20 protein-coding genes are annotated in these 18,443 nt (G+C 31.7%); 4 read left to right on the top strand and 16 right to left on the bottom strand.

The window, feature by feature from the left end:
- Window positions 1-119: 119 nt before the first annotated feature.
- From mltG to dapF, 3 genes are read right to left on the bottom strand one after another with little or no spacing between them, the layout of a single operon-like run.
- Window positions 120-1,160 carry an endolytic transglycosylase MltG gene (mltG, locus tag NHF47_RS07860; RefSeq protein WP_252764396.1) on the bottom strand — a complete coding sequence of 347 codons (1,041 nt, stop codon included), beginning with the start codon at window positions 1,158-1,160 and terminating at the stop codon, window positions 120-122.
- Window positions 1,161-1,164: 4 nt separating this feature from the next.
- On the bottom strand, window positions 1,165-1,698 hold the full coding sequence (locus NHF47_RS07855; protein ID WP_252764395.1) for a GNAT family N-acetyltransferase: 534 nt from the start codon (window positions 1,696-1,698) through the stop codon (window positions 1,165-1,167).
- The gene (gene dapF / locus NHF47_RS07850; protein WP_252764394.1) at window positions 1,698-2,489 is read right to left on the bottom strand and encodes a diaminopimelate epimerase; all 792 of its coding nucleotides are present in this window, start codon (window positions 2,487-2,489) and stop codon (window positions 1,698-1,700) included. Before dapF ends, NHF47_RS07855 begins: the two co-directional genes overlap by 1 nt.
- 293 nt (window positions 2,490-2,782) lie before the next feature.
- On the opposite strand from dapF, the gene NHF47_RS07845 reads away from it, so the two are divergent.
- Window positions 2,783-4,165, top strand: coding sequence for a trypsin-like peptidase domain-containing protein (locus tag NHF47_RS07845; RefSeq protein ID WP_252764393.1), 1,383 nt, complete (start codon window positions 2,783-2,785; stop codon window positions 4,163-4,165).
- A 67-nt stretch (window positions 4,166-4,232) separates the two neighbouring features.
- Here the strand turns inward: NHF47_RS07845 and NHF47_RS07840 are convergent, their stop codons facing one another.
- Window positions 4,233-4,865, bottom strand: coding sequence for an acyloxyacyl hydrolase (locus NHF47_RS07840; RefSeq protein WP_252764392.1), 633 nt, complete (start codon window positions 4,863-4,865; stop codon window positions 4,233-4,235).
- 154 nt (window positions 4,866-5,019) lie between these two features.
- Between NHF47_RS07840 and NHF47_RS07835 the strand changes: the two genes are divergently transcribed.
- Entirely contained in the window at window positions 5,020-6,468 is a 1,449-nt protein-coding gene (locus NHF47_RS07835; protein ID WP_252764391.1) for a glyceraldehyde-3-phosphate dehydrogenase, read from the top strand.
- 69 nt (window positions 6,469-6,537) lie between these two features.
- Here NHF47_RS07835 and NHF47_RS07830 read toward each other — a convergent pair whose 3' ends face one another.
- A complete protein-coding gene (locus NHF47_RS07830; protein ID WP_252764390.1) occupies window positions 6,538-6,834 on the bottom strand; it encodes a DUF721 domain-containing protein in 297 nt (98 codons plus the stop codon).
- Window positions 6,818-7,252 (bottom strand): hypothetical protein, encoded by a 435-nt coding sequence (locus NHF47_RS07825; RefSeq protein WP_252764389.1) that lies wholly within the window; start codon window positions 7,250-7,252, stop codon window positions 6,818-6,820. The genes NHF47_RS07830 and NHF47_RS07825 overlap by 17 nt, the downstream gene beginning before the upstream one ends.
- Window positions 7,253-7,646: 394 nt before the next feature.
- On the opposite strand from NHF47_RS07825, the gene NHF47_RS07820 reads away from it, so the two are divergent.
- Window positions 7,647-8,693, top strand: a complete 1,047-nt coding sequence (locus NHF47_RS07820) for a serine hydrolase (RefSeq protein WP_252766070.1) — start codon at window positions 7,647-7,649, stop codon at window positions 8,691-8,693.
- A 235-nt stretch (window positions 8,694-8,928) separates the two neighbouring features.
- On the opposite strand, the gene ftsY is transcribed toward NHF47_RS07820, so the two are convergent.
- The 10 genes from ftsY to NHF47_RS07770 form a co-directional block, all read right to left on the bottom strand.
- Window positions 8,929-9,882: a signal recognition particle-docking protein FtsY gene (gene ftsY, locus NHF47_RS07815; protein ID WP_252764388.1), complete on the bottom strand. Its 954-nt coding sequence runs from the start codon at window positions 9,880-9,882 to the stop codon at window positions 8,929-8,931.
- An 87-nt stretch (window positions 9,883-9,969) separates the two neighbouring features.
- Window positions 9,970-10,122 carry a DUF4295 domain-containing protein gene (locus NHF47_RS07810; protein ID WP_140999350.1) on the bottom strand — a complete coding sequence of 51 codons (153 nt, stop codon included), beginning with the start codon at window positions 10,120-10,122 and terminating at the stop codon, window positions 9,970-9,972.
- An 8-nt stretch (window positions 10,123-10,130) separates the two neighbouring features.
- Window positions 10,131-10,313 carry a 50S ribosomal protein L33 gene (gene rpmG, locus NHF47_RS07805; RefSeq protein ID WP_026714106.1) on the bottom strand — a complete coding sequence of 61 codons (183 nt, stop codon included), beginning with the start codon at window positions 10,311-10,313 and terminating at the stop codon, window positions 10,131-10,133.
- Between the two features lie 28 nt (window positions 10,314-10,341).
- Window positions 10,342-10,578 (bottom strand): 50S ribosomal protein L28, encoded by a 237-nt coding sequence (gene rpmB, locus NHF47_RS07800; RefSeq protein ID WP_130735572.1) that lies wholly within the window; start codon window positions 10,576-10,578, stop codon window positions 10,342-10,344.
- A gap of 79 nt (window positions 10,579-10,657) precedes the next feature.
- Window positions 10,658-11,905, bottom strand: a complete 1,248-nt coding sequence (locus tag NHF47_RS07795; protein ID WP_252764387.1) for a competence/damage-inducible protein A — start codon at window positions 11,903-11,905, stop codon at window positions 10,658-10,660.
- Between the two features lie 12 nt (window positions 11,906-11,917).
- Window positions 11,918-12,262: an Hpt domain-containing protein gene (locus tag NHF47_RS07790; protein ID WP_140999348.1), complete on the bottom strand. Its 345-nt coding sequence runs from the start codon at window positions 12,260-12,262 to the stop codon at window positions 11,918-11,920.
- Between the two features lie 6 nt (window positions 12,263-12,268).
- The gene (locus NHF47_RS07785) at window positions 12,269-12,880 is read right to left on the bottom strand and encodes a fumarylacetoacetate hydrolase family protein (protein ID WP_252764386.1); all 612 of its coding nucleotides are present in this window, start codon (window positions 12,878-12,880) and stop codon (window positions 12,269-12,271) included.
- A 54-nt stretch (window positions 12,881-12,934) separates the two neighbouring features.
- A complete protein-coding gene (locus NHF47_RS07780) occupies window positions 12,935-13,705 on the bottom strand; it encodes a 3'-5' exonuclease (RefSeq protein ID WP_252764385.1) in 771 nt (256 codons plus the stop codon).
- Window positions 13,706-13,799: 94 nt separating this feature from the next.
- The gene (locus NHF47_RS07775) at window positions 13,800-15,134 is read right to left on the bottom strand and encodes a dihydrolipoamide acetyltransferase family protein (protein ID WP_252764384.1); all 1,335 of its coding nucleotides are present in this window, start codon (window positions 15,132-15,134) and stop codon (window positions 13,800-13,802) included.
- A gap of 84 nt (window positions 15,135-15,218) precedes the next feature.
- Window positions 15,219-16,367 carry a glycosyltransferase family 2 protein gene (locus NHF47_RS07770; RefSeq protein WP_252764383.1) on the bottom strand — a complete coding sequence of 383 codons (1,149 nt, stop codon included), beginning with the start codon at window positions 16,365-16,367 and terminating at the stop codon, window positions 15,219-15,221.
- Between the two features lie 111 nt (window positions 16,368-16,478).
- Here NHF47_RS07770 and NHF47_RS07765 point away from each other — a divergent pair, with 111 nt between their 5' ends.
- A complete protein-coding gene (locus NHF47_RS07765) occupies window positions 16,479-18,329 on the top strand; it encodes a CocE/NonD family hydrolase (protein WP_252764382.1) in 1,851 nt (616 codons plus the stop codon).
- The last annotated feature ends 114 nt before the right edge of the window (window positions 18,330-18,443 follow it).

Here is an 18,443-nt window from a genome sequence, read left to right as displayed (position 1 = left end):
CCCCAACTAGCCCTGGTTGACGTGAAAATCCTTTTCTTATTTAGTTTAAAATAAGAAAAGATTGCAACAAAAAACAGGAAAAAGGAAACCAAATATGTAGGGATGAATCGCTTCAAAAACTATCGGTTAATTCCTAATTTATTCACCCATTGACTGTATTCTCTTGCATTGATTTGATGTTGTGCATAATTAGCAGCAAAAGCATGATAACCTGGTTTTGAAGGACTGGCACAAAAGTAATAGTAATCGTGTTTTTCTGCATTTAAGACGGCATCTATAGCAGAAATATCTGGCATCGTAATAGGTGCTGGAGGCAAACCTGCATTCACATAGGTATTGTAAGGAGAATCTATTTTTAAATCTTCATACAAGACTCTTTTAATCACTTGATTATAATCGCCTGAACGTTTTTTTAAGGCATAAATTATCGTTGGATCCGCTTGCAAAGGCATTCCAGTAGCCAATCTATTCAAATAAACACCCGCTACTCTTGGTCTTTCCTCTACTTTAACCGTTTCTTTATGCACGATAGAAGCCAATGTAGCCACTTGTATAAGAGAAAGATTTTTCTCCGCTGCTTTCATCCTTCTTTCATTATTCCAAAATCTTCGATAGGATTTAGCCATTTTATCTGCTATTTTGTCCGCAGATGTATTCCAATAAAACTCATAAGTATCTGGAATAAAAAGGGCTAAAACCGTTTCTTCAGTAAATTCATTTTCAGATAAAAATGTTGGATCAGTAAAGGCTTTTACAAAATCCAAACTATCTGGTTCTGTTTGTGATGCTAATCTTCCAGCTAAATTTCCAATACTTTCTTGATTATTAAAAGCTACTTTAACAGGCACATTCAATCGTAAGGCACGTACCACATCAAAATTAGACATCCCTTTTTTCAATAAAAAACGACCTGCTTTTATATTTTGGTTGTATTTGCGATTGGTAGCCATAAAGTCAAATTTATCTAAATCTACTAGATAATGACTTAACGTATCTTTCACTTCTTCGTAAGAAGCATTCGTTGGAATATAAACGTACACCTCATTTTGAGTAAATTTTGTATTCGGAACAAAAGCCTTGTTATAGATTACAAAAGCTACAATTCCTGCTACTATAATTCCTGCTACTGCTATAAAAGCAACTATTTTTTTTAAATTCAATTGGCTATTTTTTAAAATTAATTAATTGAAACAAATATTCATCTTGGTACTTCCCATTGTTTAGATTCCAATCTTTCTTGATTCCGATTTTCTGAAAACCAAATTTAGAAAAAAGTTGCAAACTACGTGAGTTTTCATTACCAATGTTTGCATATAATTGATGTAATTGCAATTGATGGAATGCATATTGTATTACTAATTGAAGTGCTTCGGTCCCGATTCCTTTGGTTCTATCTTCTTCTTTTTGGATCAAAATACCGATTCCCGCTCTATTATTTTTGGGATCAAAATCAAACAAATCAATTAACCCAACAGCTACATCAGACTTCAAGAGACAAATCGCTAATCTGAGTTGTTTGGCTTCATAAATATCTTGATGTGCGTTTTCAAGATATTGGCGAATTAAAAACCTACTATAAGGGGTTTGTGTATTACTAATTTCCCAAATTTCCTCATTGTTTTCAATTGCATAAACGAACTCTAAATCTTCAGGTTCTAATGCTCTTAAATAGATATGTTGTCCTTTTAAAGTAATCACTATATAGCTTCGATTTCGATGGTTCCTTCAAAAACATATTTTGCTGGACCTGTTAAAAAAACATGTGTATATTTTCCGTTATTTGCTTCAAAATTCACTTCTAAATCACCACCTTCTACTTTCAAATTTACTTTATTAGAATTGGTAAACTGATTATGATACATTGCAATTGCTACTGCAGTTACTCCAGTGCCACAAGATAATGTTTCATCCTCTACTCCTCTTTCATAAGTACGTACTGCAAATTTGTCACTGTCAATTTGTTCTACAAAATTAACATTGCTACCTGCTTTTCCATACAAATCGGAATATCGAATTTGAGCACCAATAGTTTTTACATCAAATTGTGCTAAATCTGTAACGGCTTCCACATGATGCGGTGAACCTGTGTTTAAAAACGTATAATTCTCAAACACTTGTAATTCATCTACATCTTTCATTTGCAAAGAGACTTTATTAATTTCATCAATAGTCGCATAATGGTAACCATCAATAGCTTCGAAATCAGCTTTATCCCAAATAATATTCAATTGCTTGGCAAAAGCTACGAGACATCTTCCACCATTCCCGCACATACTACTCTCATTTCCATCCGAATTATAATACACCATTTTAAAATCGTAGTGTTCATGATTCTCTAATAAAATTAATCCGTCTGCACCTATTCCAAATCTTCTATCACATAAAAATGCAATGAGTTTGGTATTATTTTTGGGGAAGAAGTTGGTACGATTGTCAATCATAACAAAATCATTTCCCGTTCCTTGATATTTATAAAATGTAAGGTTCATGTATGTGAATAATAAGATACAAAGATAAAACAAAGAAATAACGATTGAAAGATATTCTTTCGTATACCTAACTTAATTTTAATCATCTTAGATCTTACAATTTTGAATTACTAATAAGATGTTAAACATTGTTAAGCGAGCGTTAAACTGGTTTTTTGTTAAAATATTGTGTTTAATTTTACAATGGAATCATATCATAACGTTATTGTTATTTTTTTAGATGTGTTTTCATTATTTAAAAACATTTAAATAAAAAATAACCCATTTTTATAACTATAGAAAATTTAATTTATATGAAACGATTAGGAAGTATTTTTTTAGTGGCATTATTAAGTGGAGCCATTACTTTAGGTGCTTACAAATTATTTTTAGAACCCGAAAATAATTCAGTAGTTACAGTAGCTCCAAACTACACAAGAAATGTAGCCTTAGGAGCTGAAAACATTGATTTTACTACTGCAGCAGAAACAGCAGTCCATAGTGTGGTTCACGTTAAAAACATGACTTTACAAAGAGTGTACAGTAATCCAATGGAATACATTTTTGGTTACGGAAGAGGTGGTACGCAACAACAAATGCAAATAGGAACAGGTTCTGGAGTTATTATTTCAGAAGATGGGTATATTGTTACCAATAATCATGTAATTGATAATGCTAGCCAATTAGAAGTCACTCTAAACAATAATAAGAGTTACAAAGCCAAGTTAATTGGTACCGATTCTAGCATGGATATTGCTTTAATTAAAATTGATACAGACGAAAAACTCCCGTATATTGTTTTTGGTGACTCAGAAAACCTTAAAGTGGGCGAATGGGTCTTAGCAGTTGGTAATCCCTACAATTTAACATCAACCGTAACTGCTGGAATTGTATCCGCTAAAGCCAGAGATTTAAGCAACCAAGGCTTACAATCTTTTATTCAAACAGATGCTGCGGTTAACCCCGGAAATAGTGGAGGCGCATTAGTGAATACGCGTGGGGAATTAATCGGTATTAACACTATGATTTCTTCACCAACAGGAAGTTATGCTGGATATTCTTTCGCAGTACCTTCTAACATTACCCGAAAAATCATTGAAGATTTGATGCAATTTGGAAATGTGCAACGAGGAGTTTTAGGAATTGAAGGAAGAGAATTAAACAGTGTTTTCTCAAAAGAAATAGGAGTGAATGAAACACAAGGATTTTATGTAGGTGGTGTTACCAAAAAATCGGGTGCTGAAAAAGCAGGAATAAAAGAGGGTGATATCATTATCAAAATAGACAACAAAAAAATCAATAAATTCAATGATTTAACAACCTACATTAATTCCAAACGTCCAGAAGAAATTGTAAATGTTACCGTTTTAAGAGATGGAGACGAAAAAATCATTCCAGTTAAATTAACTAAAAAAGAACTTTTGATTTTAGAAGCTAATGGAATTGAGTTTGAAGATATTTCGAATGATGATAAAAAAGAAAACAATATTGATTATGGTGTACGCATAAAAACAATCAAAAACCCTGGAATAATGGAATATGCAGACGCTTTACAAGGTAGTATTGTGCTGACTGTTGATGGAAGAAAAGCTGAAGACGCAGAAAAAGTAACCTCATATATTAAAAGTAAAAGAAACCCTAGGTCACAATACAAATTGATTACAAGTGATGGCCAATTGATACAGGTTATCTTTTAATTTTCATCTTCATTATTATTTAAGTTATAAGCAGGATTCTTTTAAAGAAGAATCCTGCTTATTTTATTTAATTAAATTCGTAATAGGTACCCAATTCAAAACCTATCGCATTATAACCAAAATTTGGCTTTTGAAGATTGGCATTGGAAACATGTCTGAATAGGCATTTTACATCTAAAGAAATACGACCTAATTTATAATTCGAACCTAACGCAAATATATCACTAAAAGCAAATCCTTTTTGTAAACGTTCTGTTTCTGTATCTATATACATCGGCCCTACATTTGCCAAACCATATATAGAATTTTTAGGATTAAAATAATAACGATAAATAACACCCAAATTTAAAACGTATTCGTTCATGGACTTAAAAGGCATAAATTTAGCCCTTAACTCATCTCCATTTGGCACTGTATGACTAATGAACCAATAATTAAATAACTGATGTCTTGATCGATAATAACTAGGTTCTACTAGTAATTCCCACGAATGATTATCCTTTTTAGATAAATTAAAATGATTGGAGATTTTATAACTCATATTTTCATACAAATAGTCGCTATCTTGTTTTAAAAACGTATTTTGAGAAGAGTATCCAGATACAAAACCAATTCGCAACCATTTTTTTTCAGTAGCTTGTTCTTGAGAGTGTGCAATAAAATAAAGAGAGCAGAAAATAGCCGTAAAAAGAAATTTCATTTTGGGTTGAATTAATAGCTCCAAAAATACTTTAATTTACTTTGAGACGAAATATTTTTATACAGATTTTTTATTTAAAAAAATATTTTACGAAAACGATTGAAATGAGTACTTTTGCAAAAAAATTAAACAACACCATTTTATTTTTTACTTCATGAACAACAACACTTTATACGAAAAAGAGCTTACGTTTCAAGCAGATAGAAGAAAAGCATGTGTCGAATTTATTAAAATCATCAGTGATTTATGGTATGACAAATCCATTGAATTAATTCTTTTTAGAAATCAATTGATTGACAGAAGCGTTAGCGACATTATCAACCTTCATGAATATGCAGGACAATTTGTTGAAAAACCAATTAACATTTTCGATTCTGTTGAAATTGCAAGTGCTATTCAAAGTTTAGATTTACCACCTTCCCGAATTGACATTGGTAAACTTACCTATGAATACCATTTAGAAGATGATAAATACAACGATTCTAAAGCCTTTGTAATTGACAAATTAAGAAACGCTAAAGAATACCAAGAAATCAAACCTAAAGATGTCGTTTTATATGGTTTTGGTAGAATTGGTCGTCTTTTAGCTCGTGAAATGATGAGTAAAATTGGTAAAGGACAACAATTACGATTAAGAGCTATCGTTACTCGTGATAAAACAGATGCTGTTTTATTAGAAAAAAGAGCTTCTTTATTACGTTATGATTCTGTACATGGTGATTTTGAAGGATCTGTTCAAGCGGATATTGAAAACAATGCCCTAACTATTAATGGCACAACGGTACATATTATAACTGCTTCAAGTCCAGAAGAAATTGACTATACTACTTATGGTATTGAAGATGCTTTAGTAATTGACAACACAGGAGCTTTCACTACTGAAGAAGCATTAAAAAGACATTTAACTTCTAAAGGGGTAGATAAAGTTTTATTAACTGCACCAGGTAAAGGAGTTCCTAATATTGTTTATGGGGTAAATCATGAAGATTTTAATCCAGATGAAGTTACCATTTACTCAGCTGCATCTTGTACTACTAATGCAATTACACCAATTTTAAAAGTAGTTGAAGATACATTAGGAGTTGTAAAAGGTCACATAGAAACCATTCATGCGTATACCAATGATCAAAACTTGGTAGACAATATGCATAAAAAATACCGTAGAGGACGTTCTGCTGCCTTAAACATGGTAATTACTGAGACTGGTGCTGGTAGCGCAGTAGCAAAAGCATTACCAACTTTGGCTGGAAAACTAACTTCTAATGCCATTAGAGTACCTGTACCCAATGGCTCATTAGTTGTTTTAAATTTAGAAGTTAACAAAGAAACTTCAGTTGCAGATTTAAACAATATTATGAAAAAATATGCTTTAGAAGGGAAATTAGTAGAACAAATTAAATACTCACTAAACAACGAATTAGTATCTTCTGATATTGTAGGAACTTCTGCTCCATCTATTTATGACAGTAATGCTACCATTGTTTCTGCAGATGGTAAAAATATCGTAATGTATGTTTGGTATGATAACGAATATGGTTATAGTCACCAAGTAATTCGATTGGCTAAATATATTTCTAAAGTAAGACGTTACACCTATTATTAATAGACAATGCCTTATAAACAAAAAAGCGCTGTTTTTCATACAGCGCTTTTTTTTATAGGGTTTAATTCATCAAGTTAAAATAACTTTATTGATAATTTCTTTACCCATTTCATCATTTATCATTTTAATAATTTTTTCCCTTCCATAAAACAATTCTTCCCTTAAAACCGAAGATGTTAATTTCACATACAAAGTAGTATTTTTCAATTCAATCGCTTCGGTATAGCTCGCTACACCATTTCCCATTATTGCAATCCAAGCTTCTTTAATATTTACCTTATCAATTCCTGTTTCTAATTTATTTTGAACAACAAAACTTTTTAAAACATCTTTAATTGAAGCTTCTTCACTAAATCTCTTTGCCATTTGTTCCTAAATTAATATCTGTTCGTTTTTTAAAAAAATACTGAATTCCTTCCTCATTTTTAATCACCAATTCTTTTTCATCTAATTTTTCTATTTCCTCCCTCCAATCTGAAAACTCAGTATGATTCAACAAATAAAAAGTTCCTTCTTCTTCTTCAATAGAAAATTCTTGTACCACATTATTAAGCACAAAATTACCATTATAAAGTACTATTACCTTATTACGAGTTCCTTTATCATCATGAAAATTAAATCGTTCCACTGATTCATTTATTTTATACTCTTTTACCGTTTTTCCCTCTTTAACTACTTTTTCTATTTCCCAAAATCCGTTTAAAAAATATAAATCCGAAGAAGAAATCTTTTTAGAACAAGAGGTAATAATAAAAAATAGAGCAACAAATAGTATTTTTTTCATGCGTAAAAATTTGAAATAAAATTACAATTTCAAATTGACAAATTAAACTATTTACTACTTTTATTGTCAAACCTAGAAATTTCTTTTTATGAAAAATATAAGTTTCCTTTATTTGTTATTATTATTAGTTAGCTGTAGTTCATCCGAAGATGATTCTACCAGTATATTAACTATTCCAACAATACAAACTGGCACTATTTCCAATACAACTACTTCTTCTGCAACCGTAGAAGCAACAATTATTCAAAACGGAGGAACTTTGATTACAACTAGTGGTTTTTGCTGGGATACCAATCCCAACCCCACAGTAAGTCAAAATTTTAATGCTACTAATACTCAAACAGGAACTTTCCAATCCACAATTACAGGTTTATCCGAAAATACAACCTATTTTATTAGAGCTTATGCTACAAATAGCCAAGGAACAGCTTACGGAAACGAAGTCTCTTTTACTACAGAAGAAAGTATGTATTTCCCTCCTAACGACGCTACTACTTGGACCACTAAAACTCCAGCAAGTCTTTCTTGGAATGAAAGTAATATTCCTGCCTTATTGAATTATTTAGAAACTAAAAACAGTAAAAGTTTTATAGTGCTTCATAATGGTAAAATCGTTATGGAATATTACTTTAATGGTCATACTAATTCTAGTGCTTGGTATTGGGCTAGTGCTGGAAAAACCTTAACTTCTACTTTAACAGGAATTGCAGAACAAGAGGGCTTACTTTCCATTACAGATAAGGTTTCAGACCATTTAGGTACAGGATGGACTAGCGCACCATTAGCGAAAGAAAATTTGATTACCTGTAAACACTTATTAAGTATGAGTTCTGGTCTTGATGATAGTTTAGGTGATGATGTATCACCTGCAAATCTTCAATATGTCGCAGATGCTGGCACGAGATGGGCTTATCATAATGTATATGTAAAATTACAAGATGTTGTAGCTGCCGCTTCTGGTCAAACTTGGGAAAATTATTTCAATAGTAAATTAAAAAATCCTATTGGAATGACTGGAGCTTGGATTCCGAATGGCGATTTAAGTGTGTATTGGAGTAACTCAAGAAGTATGGCTCGATTTGGACTTTTGGCCTTAAATAATGGAAATTGGAACGGCACACAAATTATTAATACTACTTTTTTTACCAATGCGATTACCACTTCCCAAAACATAAATGAAGCATATGGTTATTTATGGTGGCTAAATGGTAAATCAACGTATCATTTGCCACAAACTCAGATACAATTTCCTGGCGAATTAATTCCAAATGGAACAAATGATATGTACATGGCATTAGGCAAAAATGATCAGAAAATTTATGTAGTACCTAGTCGAAAATTAGTTATTATAAGAATGGGAGATGCAGCCGATGGTTCTAATTTTGCCTTATCTGATTTTGATGATGTATTATGGGAAAAAATAAATGCAGTAATCAATTAATAAAAAAAAGGAGTTTATGTATCAAATAAACTCCTTTTTTTTATTTTTTTATTTTAAGGCTCAATACAATTATTGAAAAATAAAATAATATAAAACTAATTAATCTTGTGATAACAAATATTTCATTGTGTGTTTCCTCAAAGGGATATACGATGACTGCCAAGACTACAGAACTAATAAAATACCAAATAAAAGATATATTTATTAAAAAGTTAAAAATACGACTTAACATATTCTATTTAAAGAAAGAATCTACAAATTCAAACTTATTAAACACTTGAAGATCTTCAATACCTTCACCTACTCCAATATATTTAACTGGAATCTTAAACTGATCTGAAATACCAATCACCACTCCTCCTTTGGCAGTTCCATCTAATTTTGTAACCGCTAAGCTAGTCACTTCGGTTGCAGCTGTAAATTGTTTCGCTTGTTCAAAAGCATTTTGCCCTGTTGAACCATCTAAAACGAGCATTACGTCATGCGGTGCGTTTTCCACTACTTTTTGCATCACACGTTTCACTTTGGTCAACTCATTCATTAAATTGATTTTATTGTGCAAACGTCCTGCCGTATCAATAATAACAACATCTGCATTTTGAGCTACTGCAGATTGCAATGTATCAAAAGCGACAGATGCAGGATCACTTCCCATTTGTTGACGTACTATAGGAATATTAACACGATCTGCCCAAATTTGCAATTGATCAATAGCAGCCGCTCTAAAAGTATCTGCTGCTCCTAAAACAACACTATAACCTGCTTTCTTAAATTGGTTGGCTAGTTTACCAATAGTGGTTGTTTTACCCACTCCGTTTACTCCAACCACCATAATTACATAAGGCTTTTTACCTTCAGGAATGACAAAATCCGTTTCATTACCCGTATTATTTTCAGCTAATAAACCTGCAATTTCTTCTCGTAATATTTTATTTAATTCTTCTGTTCCTAAGTATTTATCAACAGCTACACGCTCTTCAATTCGCTTAATAATTTTTAAGGTTGTATTTACACCTACATCAGAAGAAACTAAAATTTCCTCAAGATTATCCAGCACCTCATCATCAACATTGGATTTTCCTGCTACCGCTTTGGTTAACTTAGAAAAGAAAGTTGTTTTTGTCTTTTCCAATCCTTTATCTAAAGTTTCCTTTTTTTCGGAAGAAAAAATTCTTTTAAAAAAACTCATATGTATATTTCTATTTATTGGCAAATGTAAAAATAAAAAAGCTACTTTCAAATGAAAGTAGCTTTTCTATATAATTGAAAAAAAGAATTATTTCTTTTTTAAGAATTCATCCACTAGTTCAGGAGCCATAACTGCTTCTACGAATGTGTAAGCACCTGTTTTAGGAGATTTAACCATTTTGATAGCTTTGGTTAATCTCTTTGAAGAAGTTTGTAAAGTTGCTACGGTTTTCTTTGCCATGACTTATATTATTTTATTTCTTTATGAACTGTTACTTTTTTCAAGATTGGATTAAATTTTTTAATCTCTAATCTATCTGGAGTATTTTTTTTGTTTTTAGTAGTAATGTAACGAGAAGTTCCTGCTACACCAGATGCTTTGTGCTCTGTACACTCTAAAATAACCTGAATTCTATTGCCTTTCTTTGCCATCTTGATATATTATTAAGGATTCTAGGAATTATTTAATCATTCCGTCTGCTTTTGCTTTTTTAAGAACAGCAGCAATACCATTTTTATTAATTGTCTTTAATGCAGATGCAGAAACCTTTAACGTTACCCATCTATCTTCTTCAGCAATATAAAAACGCTTTTTAAATAAATTAACAGAGAATTTTCTCTTAGTTTTATTCATAGCGTGAGAAACGTTGTTCCCAACCATTGCTCTTTTACCTGTAAGTTCACAAACTCTTGACATTATTTATACTCTTTATTTCGTTATTCAAAATCAGGGTGCAAAGAAACAAAATTGAATCCAATTACACAACTATCTTTTATTAATTTTTTAAAATTTCTTTATAAAGCATTTCAAACGCTTTATTTACCGCTCTTCCAATCACCTTTTCACGAGGCTGTCCAAAATTAAATTCCTCACAATAAACTGTTTCTGGAGTCGCTAAAGCGATAAAAACAGTTCCAACTTCCGCAGTAGCATCACCTTTATTAGGTCCTGCGTTTCCTGTAGTTGCCAAAGCATAATCAGACCCAAAAAGACGCTTCGACTGCAGTGCCATACTTTTGGCCACTTGTTCACTTACAACAGAAAATTCATCAATTATAGCTTTATCAATACCTAAAATATTTATTTTGGATTCCGTTGCATACGTAACCACTCCACCTTTAAAATAAGATGAAGCTCCAGAGATAGCAGTAAGAGATTCTGCTATTTTACCTCCTGTACAACTTTCAGCCAAAGCTAAAGTTACTTTTTTATCATTCAGAAGATTCCCAATAACTTTTTCAATAGCTTCGTCTTCGTCTATTCCAGTTATAATTTCACCAATTAATTCATACAAAACCTTGATTTGCAAATCTAAAGCTATTGCCAAAGCTTCCTCATTTTCACCTCTAGCTGTTAATCGCAATCGTACCCTGCCTGGTGCAGGTAAATAAGCCAATTTAATATTATTCGGTAAATTATCTTCCCAATTTTCAATTTGCTCCGCTATTAAACTTTCCCCTCTTCCATACGTCATAATCGTTCTATGAACAATATAAGGCCGTTTAAACTTTTGAATTAATAGTGGCACAACCTCATGATCCATCAAATACTTCATTTCATAAGGCACACCGGGCAATGAAACATAAACGGTATTTTCTTTTTGGACCCACATACCAGGTGCAGTACCCATTTTATTAAATAAAACAGTTGCTTTTGAAGGCACTAATGCTTGTTCTTTATTAATAGGAGTAATAGGTCTTTTGTAAAAACCTTCAATTAAATTGCGTACGTGTTCTAAAACAATTGCATCTTCTACCAACTCATCTTCAAAATAATCACAAAATGTTTTTTTGGTAATATCATCTTTGGTAGGACCTAAACCTCCAGTAAGTATCACAACATCCACTTTATTTTGAAAGCAGGAAAGTGTATTAATGATATGCTCTTTTTCGTCAGAAATGGAAAACATTTCATGGGTTGCAATACCAATTTTATCTAATGCTTTGGCAATATAGGAAGAATTCGTATCTACAATTTGTCCAATAAGTATTTCATCACCTATGGTAACAATGGCAGCTTTCATGTGAACTTTGAATTACAATTTGAAATCTTTTTTTAATTCTTTAATTGCCAAATCTACTCTATCCTTAAGTGATTTATAAATCTCTTTGATATCTTTCTTTTTACCTTCTGATTTAGCCCATGTCATGATTTGAATATTTTCATCATACGCTAAATCCATTCCTAGTAAATCTAAAGAAGGTTTAATTTTGTGTGCAGCAGCATAAGTTCTAGAATAATCTTTTTCCTCAATACCCACTTTAATCGATTTTATCTCATCAGGTACTTCTTGTAAAAAAAGATTGACAATTTGAAGTGCAAATTCTACGTCGTTCTCAGAAATCTCATACACTTTAGATAAATTGTACTGTAATGCCATATATTTTTATTTAACTTGAATCTTGAAAGCCTGGTTGTTTTCTATAAAACCTTCTAAAACATCACCTGCTTTAACTGAAGCTACACCTTTGGGTGTTCCGGTGAAAATTACATCTCCTTTTTTAAGAGTAAAAAATTGAGAAACATAAGCTACAATTTCATCAATTTTCCAGAGCATTAATGAAGTGTTTCCAGTTTGAACTATTTCTCCATTACTTCTTAACTCAAAGTTAATATTTTCTATGGACGAGAATGTTTTTTTCGGTAAAAAGCTACCAATAATCGCTGAATGGTCAAATGCTTTTGCTTTTTCCCATGGCAAACCTTTACTTTTTAACTCATTTTGCAAATCTCTTGCTGTAAAATCAATTCCTAGCCCAATTTCCTCATAATAATTACTAGCAAATTTCGGGCTTATATATTTTCCAACTTTACAGATTTTAACTAAAACTTCCACCTCATGATGTACATCATGTGTAAAATCAGGAATATAAAAAGGCGTTTTCTTGGGTAGAACTGCCGTTTCTGGTTTTAAAAAAATAACCGGTTCACTTGGCCTTTCATTATTCAACTCTGAAATATGGTCCACATAATTGCGACCAATGCAAATTATCTTCATTGTATCGTATTAATTCTTGAAATAAAATTAACTAAATTCTCTTGGTTGGGAATTTTATTTTGTGTTTAACTTTCGAAGTTTTATTCCTGTTAGCACTTTTTTGGTATAGAGAGGAAAATCGGCATTTTGCAACCAACTAAAATAACCGGGTTCTTTTTCCAAAACTTCTTCTACTAATACACCTTTGTGTTTTCCGAAAGAAAAAACTTCTTTATCATCTTTATTTAAAATAATAAAACCAGCAAAATCGACGGTTTTCTTTCTTGTTGTAAATTCAGCTAAAGATTTAATATCATTTTCTAAATCTTCATAGTGATCTAACTGTGCTTTTAAAATTTCATAGGTTGCCATAGTGTCAGCTTCAGCACTGTGTGCGTTTTCAAGACTTTGATTGCAATAAAATTTATAGGCTGCACTTAGCGTTCGTTCTTCCTTCTTATGAAAAATAGTTTGAATATCAACGGAAACCCTATTCTTCATATCAAAATCAACTCCTGCCCGTAATAATTCTTCTGCCAACAAAGGAATATCAAAACGATCTGAATTAAAACCTGCTAAATCAGAATCTTTAATCATATTATAAACATGCGGAGCTAATTCACTAAATGTAGGTTCATTAGCTACTTTTTCATCTGTTATTCCATGAACTGCTGTTGTTTGTGGAGGAATAGGAATTGTTGGGTTAACCAACCAAGTTTTACTTTCTTTATTTCCGTTGGGATACACTTTAAAGATTGAAATTTCTACAATTCTATCTCTTGCTACATCAATTCCAGTCGTTTCAAGATCAAAAAAGCAAATGGGCCTATTGAGTTTTAATTCCATTGTTTGTTTTGTTTTTATTCTGCAAAGATAAAATTTAAAAATAAAAAACCCGACAACCTAGTAAGCTTGTCGGGTAAATTCAAATTTTATTTTCTTAAATATCTCTATTAATATCCCAAGCTTCTAAATATTCAGCAACTCTTTTCACGAAACTACCTCCTAAAGCTCCATCCACTACTCTATGATCATAGGAGTGCGATAAAAACATCTTTTGACGAATTCCAATAAAATCTCCCTCAGGTGTTTCAATAACGGCTGGAACTTTTCGAATAGCTCCCAAAGCAAGAATACCAACTTGTGGCTGATTAATAATTGGAGTTCCAAAAACAGAACCAAAAGTACCCACATTAGTTACAGTATAAGTACCTCCTTGAGTATCGTCTGGTTTTAATTTACCAATTCTAGCTCTGTTTGCTAAATCGTTAACCGTTTTAGCCATACCAACCAAGTTTAATTGGTCTGCATTTTTAATAACCGGAACAATTAAGTTCCCATTAGGTAAAGCAGCAGCCATTCCTAAATTAATATTCTTCTTTTTAATGATGTAGTCACCATCTACAGAAATATTCATACCTGGAAAATCTTTTAAAGCTTTTGCCACTACTTCCATAAAAATAGGTGTAAAAGTTAACTTCTCTCCTTCTCTCTTTTCGAAAGCGCCTTTGACTTTATCTCTCCATTTTACAATATTCGTAACATCTACTTCAATAAAAGATTGAACATGTGCCGAAGTTTGAACGGATTCCACCATATATTTAGAAATCAGTTTTCGCATCCTATCCATTTCTACAATTTCGTCTGCACCATTAACGGAAACAGGAGCTACAGTAGCAACCATTTGATTTTCAGAAGCACTTGCTTTTGGTTGAGAAACCACTTCCTCTGTTTTTGTTTCCTTTTGAGGAACAGTGAATTTAGCTTTTCTCTCTTTTATATAGTTTAATATATCTTCTTTATTAATTCTACCATCTTTTCCAGATCCTTCTAATACCTCTAATTCTTCAAGAGACACACCTTCTTCTTTAGCGATATTGCGTACTAAAGGGGAATAAAATTTAGCCGAGTCTGAAAAATCAATAGTGGTTATGGATTCTTTTGCGGTATCAATAGATTTTGTAATTTCTGCAGCAGCTGTTTCTTCAACTGCTGTGGCAGCAACATTTTTTTGGGGTGTATCTATTGCCCCTCCTTCTGTTTCAATTATTGCAATCGTTTGACCCACCTGAACTACATCATCTACATTAAATAAAATCTCAACTAGTGTTCCTGCAACTTCAGAAGGTACTTCGCTATCAACTTTATCAGTTGCAATCTCAAGTACTGCCTCATCCATTTCAATTTTATCGCCAACTTGTTTTAACCAGTTAGTCACTGTTGCTTCAGCAACACTTTCACCCATTTTAGGTAATTTCAATTCAAACTTTGCCATATTTTTAAACTAAAGTTGTTTTTCTTTATTTGTTTTGCAAAAATAATAAAAATAAGATGTTTTTATCAAGAATTTAATATTATTTTAAACTAATTTAACTTCACCTCTATCGTTAGAATCATTACTTCCGATAAGATAACTTGATGGGTAAATATAATTTTTATACGTAAAATTCGAGTTCTTATTTAACTGCATAAAATTAATAATTTCTAGATTATCGAAATCATTGGTATTAAAGATAATTTCAACATTTTTGTTTTCTTTGCCAATATCATCGCTAAACGATTCAATTGAAGACAGATACGTAACACGTTTGTTTAGTTTTAAATCTAATGCTTGTTTACTAAAAACAATATAGCCATCTATTTTTCGGATAATTTTCTTTTGCTGTTTCATCTTTAAAACAGTAAAAGCCACACTTCCTAACTTCATAAAAACATCAAAAAACAAGGATTTTTTAAAATGTTTTTTATAAAAAAACTGCATGGATTTACTAAAACGTTTAAAATATGTCCCATCTCTTACCGTACTTTCTCCTTTGTAATGAATGATAGTCGTAGTCGGAACATACCTATTCTTATATCCTTCTTGAAGTACTCTATAACTTAAATCAATGTCATCTGAATACATAAAGCAAGCTTCATCGAATCCACCTATTTTCAAATATAAGTCCCGTTTCATCATCATAAAAGCACCTACCAAAATAGCAACTTCTCCCGAATCATTTTCAGAAACATGTTGCGCATAATATTGGTTAAACCATTTGGATTTGGGAAAAAATTGATATAACCCAAAAATTTTAGTAAAAGATACCCAAGGTGTAGGCACACCTCTTTTACTTTCTGGAAGAAACTTTCCAACACCATCAATTAATTTACAACCAATTATACCTGTATTGGAAATCCAATTTTCTTCTTGTAATAATTTAGAAAAAGTGTCTTCTGCTACTACTGTATCTGGATTTAAAATACATATGTATTCTCCCTTGGCACTAGCTACACCTATATTATTCCCTTTCGTAAAACCTACATTCTCATTGTTCTCTATAAGAAGTATCTCTGGAAAAAGTTTTTTCATCATTTGGCAACTATCATCCGATGAATGATTGTCAATGACTATAATTTCTCCCGAAAATTCGGGATTCATGTGATTCAATGCCTTTTGAACACTACGTACACATTGCTCTAAAAAATAGCGGACATTATAATTTAAAATAATAACAGAGAGTTGCATGCTGCGAATATAAATATTCTTATAAAATTTAAAAAAACTATTCTCTATTAGTTTTTGACATATTTAAAAATCTCTCTATCTTCGAACAGCAAAATAAAATCCAAATAAAAAATGAAAAAAATAACTCAATTTTTCTTTCTATTCCTTGCTTTTTGTTCTTTTGCACAAGAAGATCTTTCCATGTTGTATGAAAAAAAAGAAGTGTATATTCCCATGCGTGATGGGGTGAAATTATTTACCGCAATTTACACTCCAAAAGACATTTCCAAAAGCAATAAATATCCATTTTTAATGCAACGCACTTGCTACAGTGTAGCGCCTTATGGAGAAGAAAATTTTAAAAAATCTTTAGGCCCTAATTCCTTCCTTTTAAAAGACAAATATATTTTTGTATACCAAGATGTTAGAGGACGTTATATGAGTGAAGGTACTTTTACCAATATGACGCCTCAAGTGGAACATACTGCAAAAACAAATGTTGATGAAAGCACCGATACCTACGACACTATTGATTGGTTGCTAAAAAACATAAAAAACAATAACGGAAAAGTAGGTCAATATGGCACCTCTTATCCTGGTTTTTATACTGCTGTAGGAACGTTAGCCAATCATCCAGCATTAGTAGCTTCTTCTCCTCAAGCTCCAATTTCTGATTTCTTTTTTGATGATTTTCACCATAATGGCGCTTTTGTAACGGGTTATTTCAGGACTTTTCCTGTTTTTGGAGTCCAAAAATCAAAAGCAGAAGATAAAGCTTGGTATATGGATCAATATATTAAACCTACTTCAAAAGATGGTTCTGTTTTTTATAATGAATTAGGAACTATAAAAGAAGCAACCGACAAATATTATGCAAATAATTTTTTCATGCAGGAAATTGTAACGCACCCTAGTTATGATTCGTTTTGGCAAAAAAGAAATTTATTACCCCATTTAAAAAGCATCAATCATGCCGTAATGGTTGTGGGTGGCTGGTTTGATGCAGAAGATTTAGCAGGGCCTTTAAATATTTACAAAACCATAGAAAAAACAAGTCCCAATGCTAAAAACACTATAGTAATGGGACCTTTTTCACACGGTGCTTGGGCTCGTGAAAATGGGAAACATTATCATAACGACATCTATTTTGGAGATAGTATTGCTACTTTTTATCAAAAAAACATAGAATATAAATTCTTCCATCATTATTTAAAAGGAGATACCAAAACAGCTGTTGATTTACCTGAGGCCTATATGTATAACACCGGAAAAAAAGAATGGCAAGAATTCACTACGTGGCCTCCAAAAGAAGTTAACAAACAAAGTTTTTATTTTTATGCTTCTGGAGAATTAGTACAAAGAAAACCTCAGAAAATTTATTTTAGCGAATATTTTAGCGACCCAAATAAACCTGTCCCAAGTAGTGAAAATTATGCTGATTTTAACGGTTTTACTCCTAGAAATTATATGAGTGAAGACCAACGATTTGCTACAAGTCGCCCCGATGTGTTAACTTTTACAACTGAATATTTAAAAGAAGATATTACCCTTGCAGGTGAAATCATGGCGAAACTTAAAATTGCAACAGAAGCTACTGATGCAGATTTTATTGTAAAATTAATTGATATTTACCCCTTAGACGAACCTGAAAACAAAGACAAACCAGAAGTGCTTTATGCAAACTACCACCAAATGGTGCGTAGCGAAATTATGCCCGCTCGTTTTAGAAACAGTTTTGAAAAACCTGAAGCATTACAACCAAATACCAAAACCGATATTGAATTTAGATTACAAGATGTATTACACACCTTTAAAAAAGGACATAAAATTCAAATTCAAATTCAAAGTACTTGGTATCCTTTAATGATGGTAAACCCTCAAAATTTCTTAGAGAATCCGTATTTAGCTACCAAAGACGATTATACCAAAGCCTTTATGAAAGTATATAGCGATAGTCATATTGAGGTAGATGTTTTAAAATAATTTTTAAATAAAAAGCTGTCTAAAGACAGCTTTTTTTATTCCTTAAATCGATATATTACAACATTACTAAAAATTCAAAACTTTTAGATTTTAAACTTTATAGCTTCAACAAAA

The organism is Flavobacterium sp. NRK F7 (assembly GCF_024054195.1).
Taxonomy (GTDB): Bacteria; Bacteroidota; Bacteroidia; order Flavobacteriales; family Flavobacteriaceae; genus Flavobacterium.
This window is presented reverse-complemented; position numbering and strand designations above follow the sequence as displayed.

Excerpts from the sequence above, each read along its gene's own strand:
- NHF47_RS07830 (WP_252764390.1), bottom strand. The coding sequence starts at position 6,834 with ATGGCAAAGAGATTTAGTGAAGAAGCTTCAATTAAAGATGTTTTAAAA.
- NHF47_RS07840 (WP_252764392.1), bottom strand. The coding sequence starts at position 4,865 with ATGAAATTTCTTTTTACGGCTATTTTCTGCTCTCTTTATTTTATTGCA.
- NHF47_RS07835 (WP_252764391.1), top strand. The coding sequence starts at position 5,020 with ATGAACAACAACACTTTATACGAAAAAGAGCTTACGTTTCAAGCAGAT.
- NHF47_RS07770 (WP_252764383.1), bottom strand. The coding sequence starts at position 16,367 with ATGCAACTCTCTGTTATTATTTTAAATTATAATGTCCGCTATTTTTTA.
- NHF47_RS07780 (WP_252764385.1), bottom strand. The coding sequence starts at position 13,705 with ATGGAATTAAAACTCAATAGGCCCATTTGCTTTTTTGATCTTGAAACG.
- ftsY (WP_252764388.1), bottom strand. The coding sequence starts at position 9,882 with ATGAGTTTTTTTAAAAGAATTTTTTCTTCCGAAAAAAAGGAAACTTTA.
- NHF47_RS07845 (WP_252764393.1), top strand. The coding sequence starts at position 2,783 with ATGAAACGATTAGGAAGTATTTTTTTAGTGGCATTATTAAGTGGAGCC.
- dapF (WP_252764394.1), bottom strand. The coding sequence starts at position 2,489 with ATGAACCTTACATTTTATAAATATCAAGGAACGGGAAATGATTTTGTT.
- NHF47_RS07825 (WP_252764389.1), bottom strand. The coding sequence starts at position 7,252 with ATGAAAAAAATACTATTTGTTGCTCTATTTTTTATTATTACCTCTTGT.
- rpmG (WP_026714106.1), bottom strand. The coding sequence starts at position 10,313 with ATGGCAAAGAAAGGCAATAGAATTCAGGTTATTTTAGAGTGTACAGAG.
- NHF47_RS07785 (WP_252764386.1), bottom strand. The coding sequence starts at position 12,880 with ATGAAGATAATTTGCATTGGTCGCAATTATGTGGACCATATTTCAGAG.
- NHF47_RS07790 (WP_140999348.1), bottom strand. The coding sequence starts at position 12,262 with ATGGCATTACAGTACAATTTATCTAAAGTGTATGAGATTTCTGAGAAC.
- NHF47_RS07795 (WP_252764387.1), bottom strand. The coding sequence starts at position 11,905 with ATGAAAGCTGCCATTGTTACCATAGGTGATGAAATACTTATTGGACAA.
- NHF47_RS07810 (WP_140999350.1), bottom strand. The coding sequence starts at position 10,122 with ATGGCAAAGAAAACCGTAGCAACTTTACAAACTTCTTCAAAGAGATTA.
- rpmB (WP_130735572.1), bottom strand. The coding sequence starts at position 10,578 with ATGTCAAGAGTTTGTGAACTTACAGGTAAAAGAGCAATGGTTGGGAAC.
- NHF47_RS07775 (WP_252764384.1), bottom strand. The coding sequence starts at position 15,134 with ATGGCAAAGTTTGAATTGAAATTACCTAAAATGGGTGAAAGTGTTGCT.
- NHF47_RS07765 (WP_252764382.1), top strand. The coding sequence starts at position 16,479 with ATGAAAAAAATAACTCAATTTTTCTTTCTATTCCTTGCTTTTTGTTCT.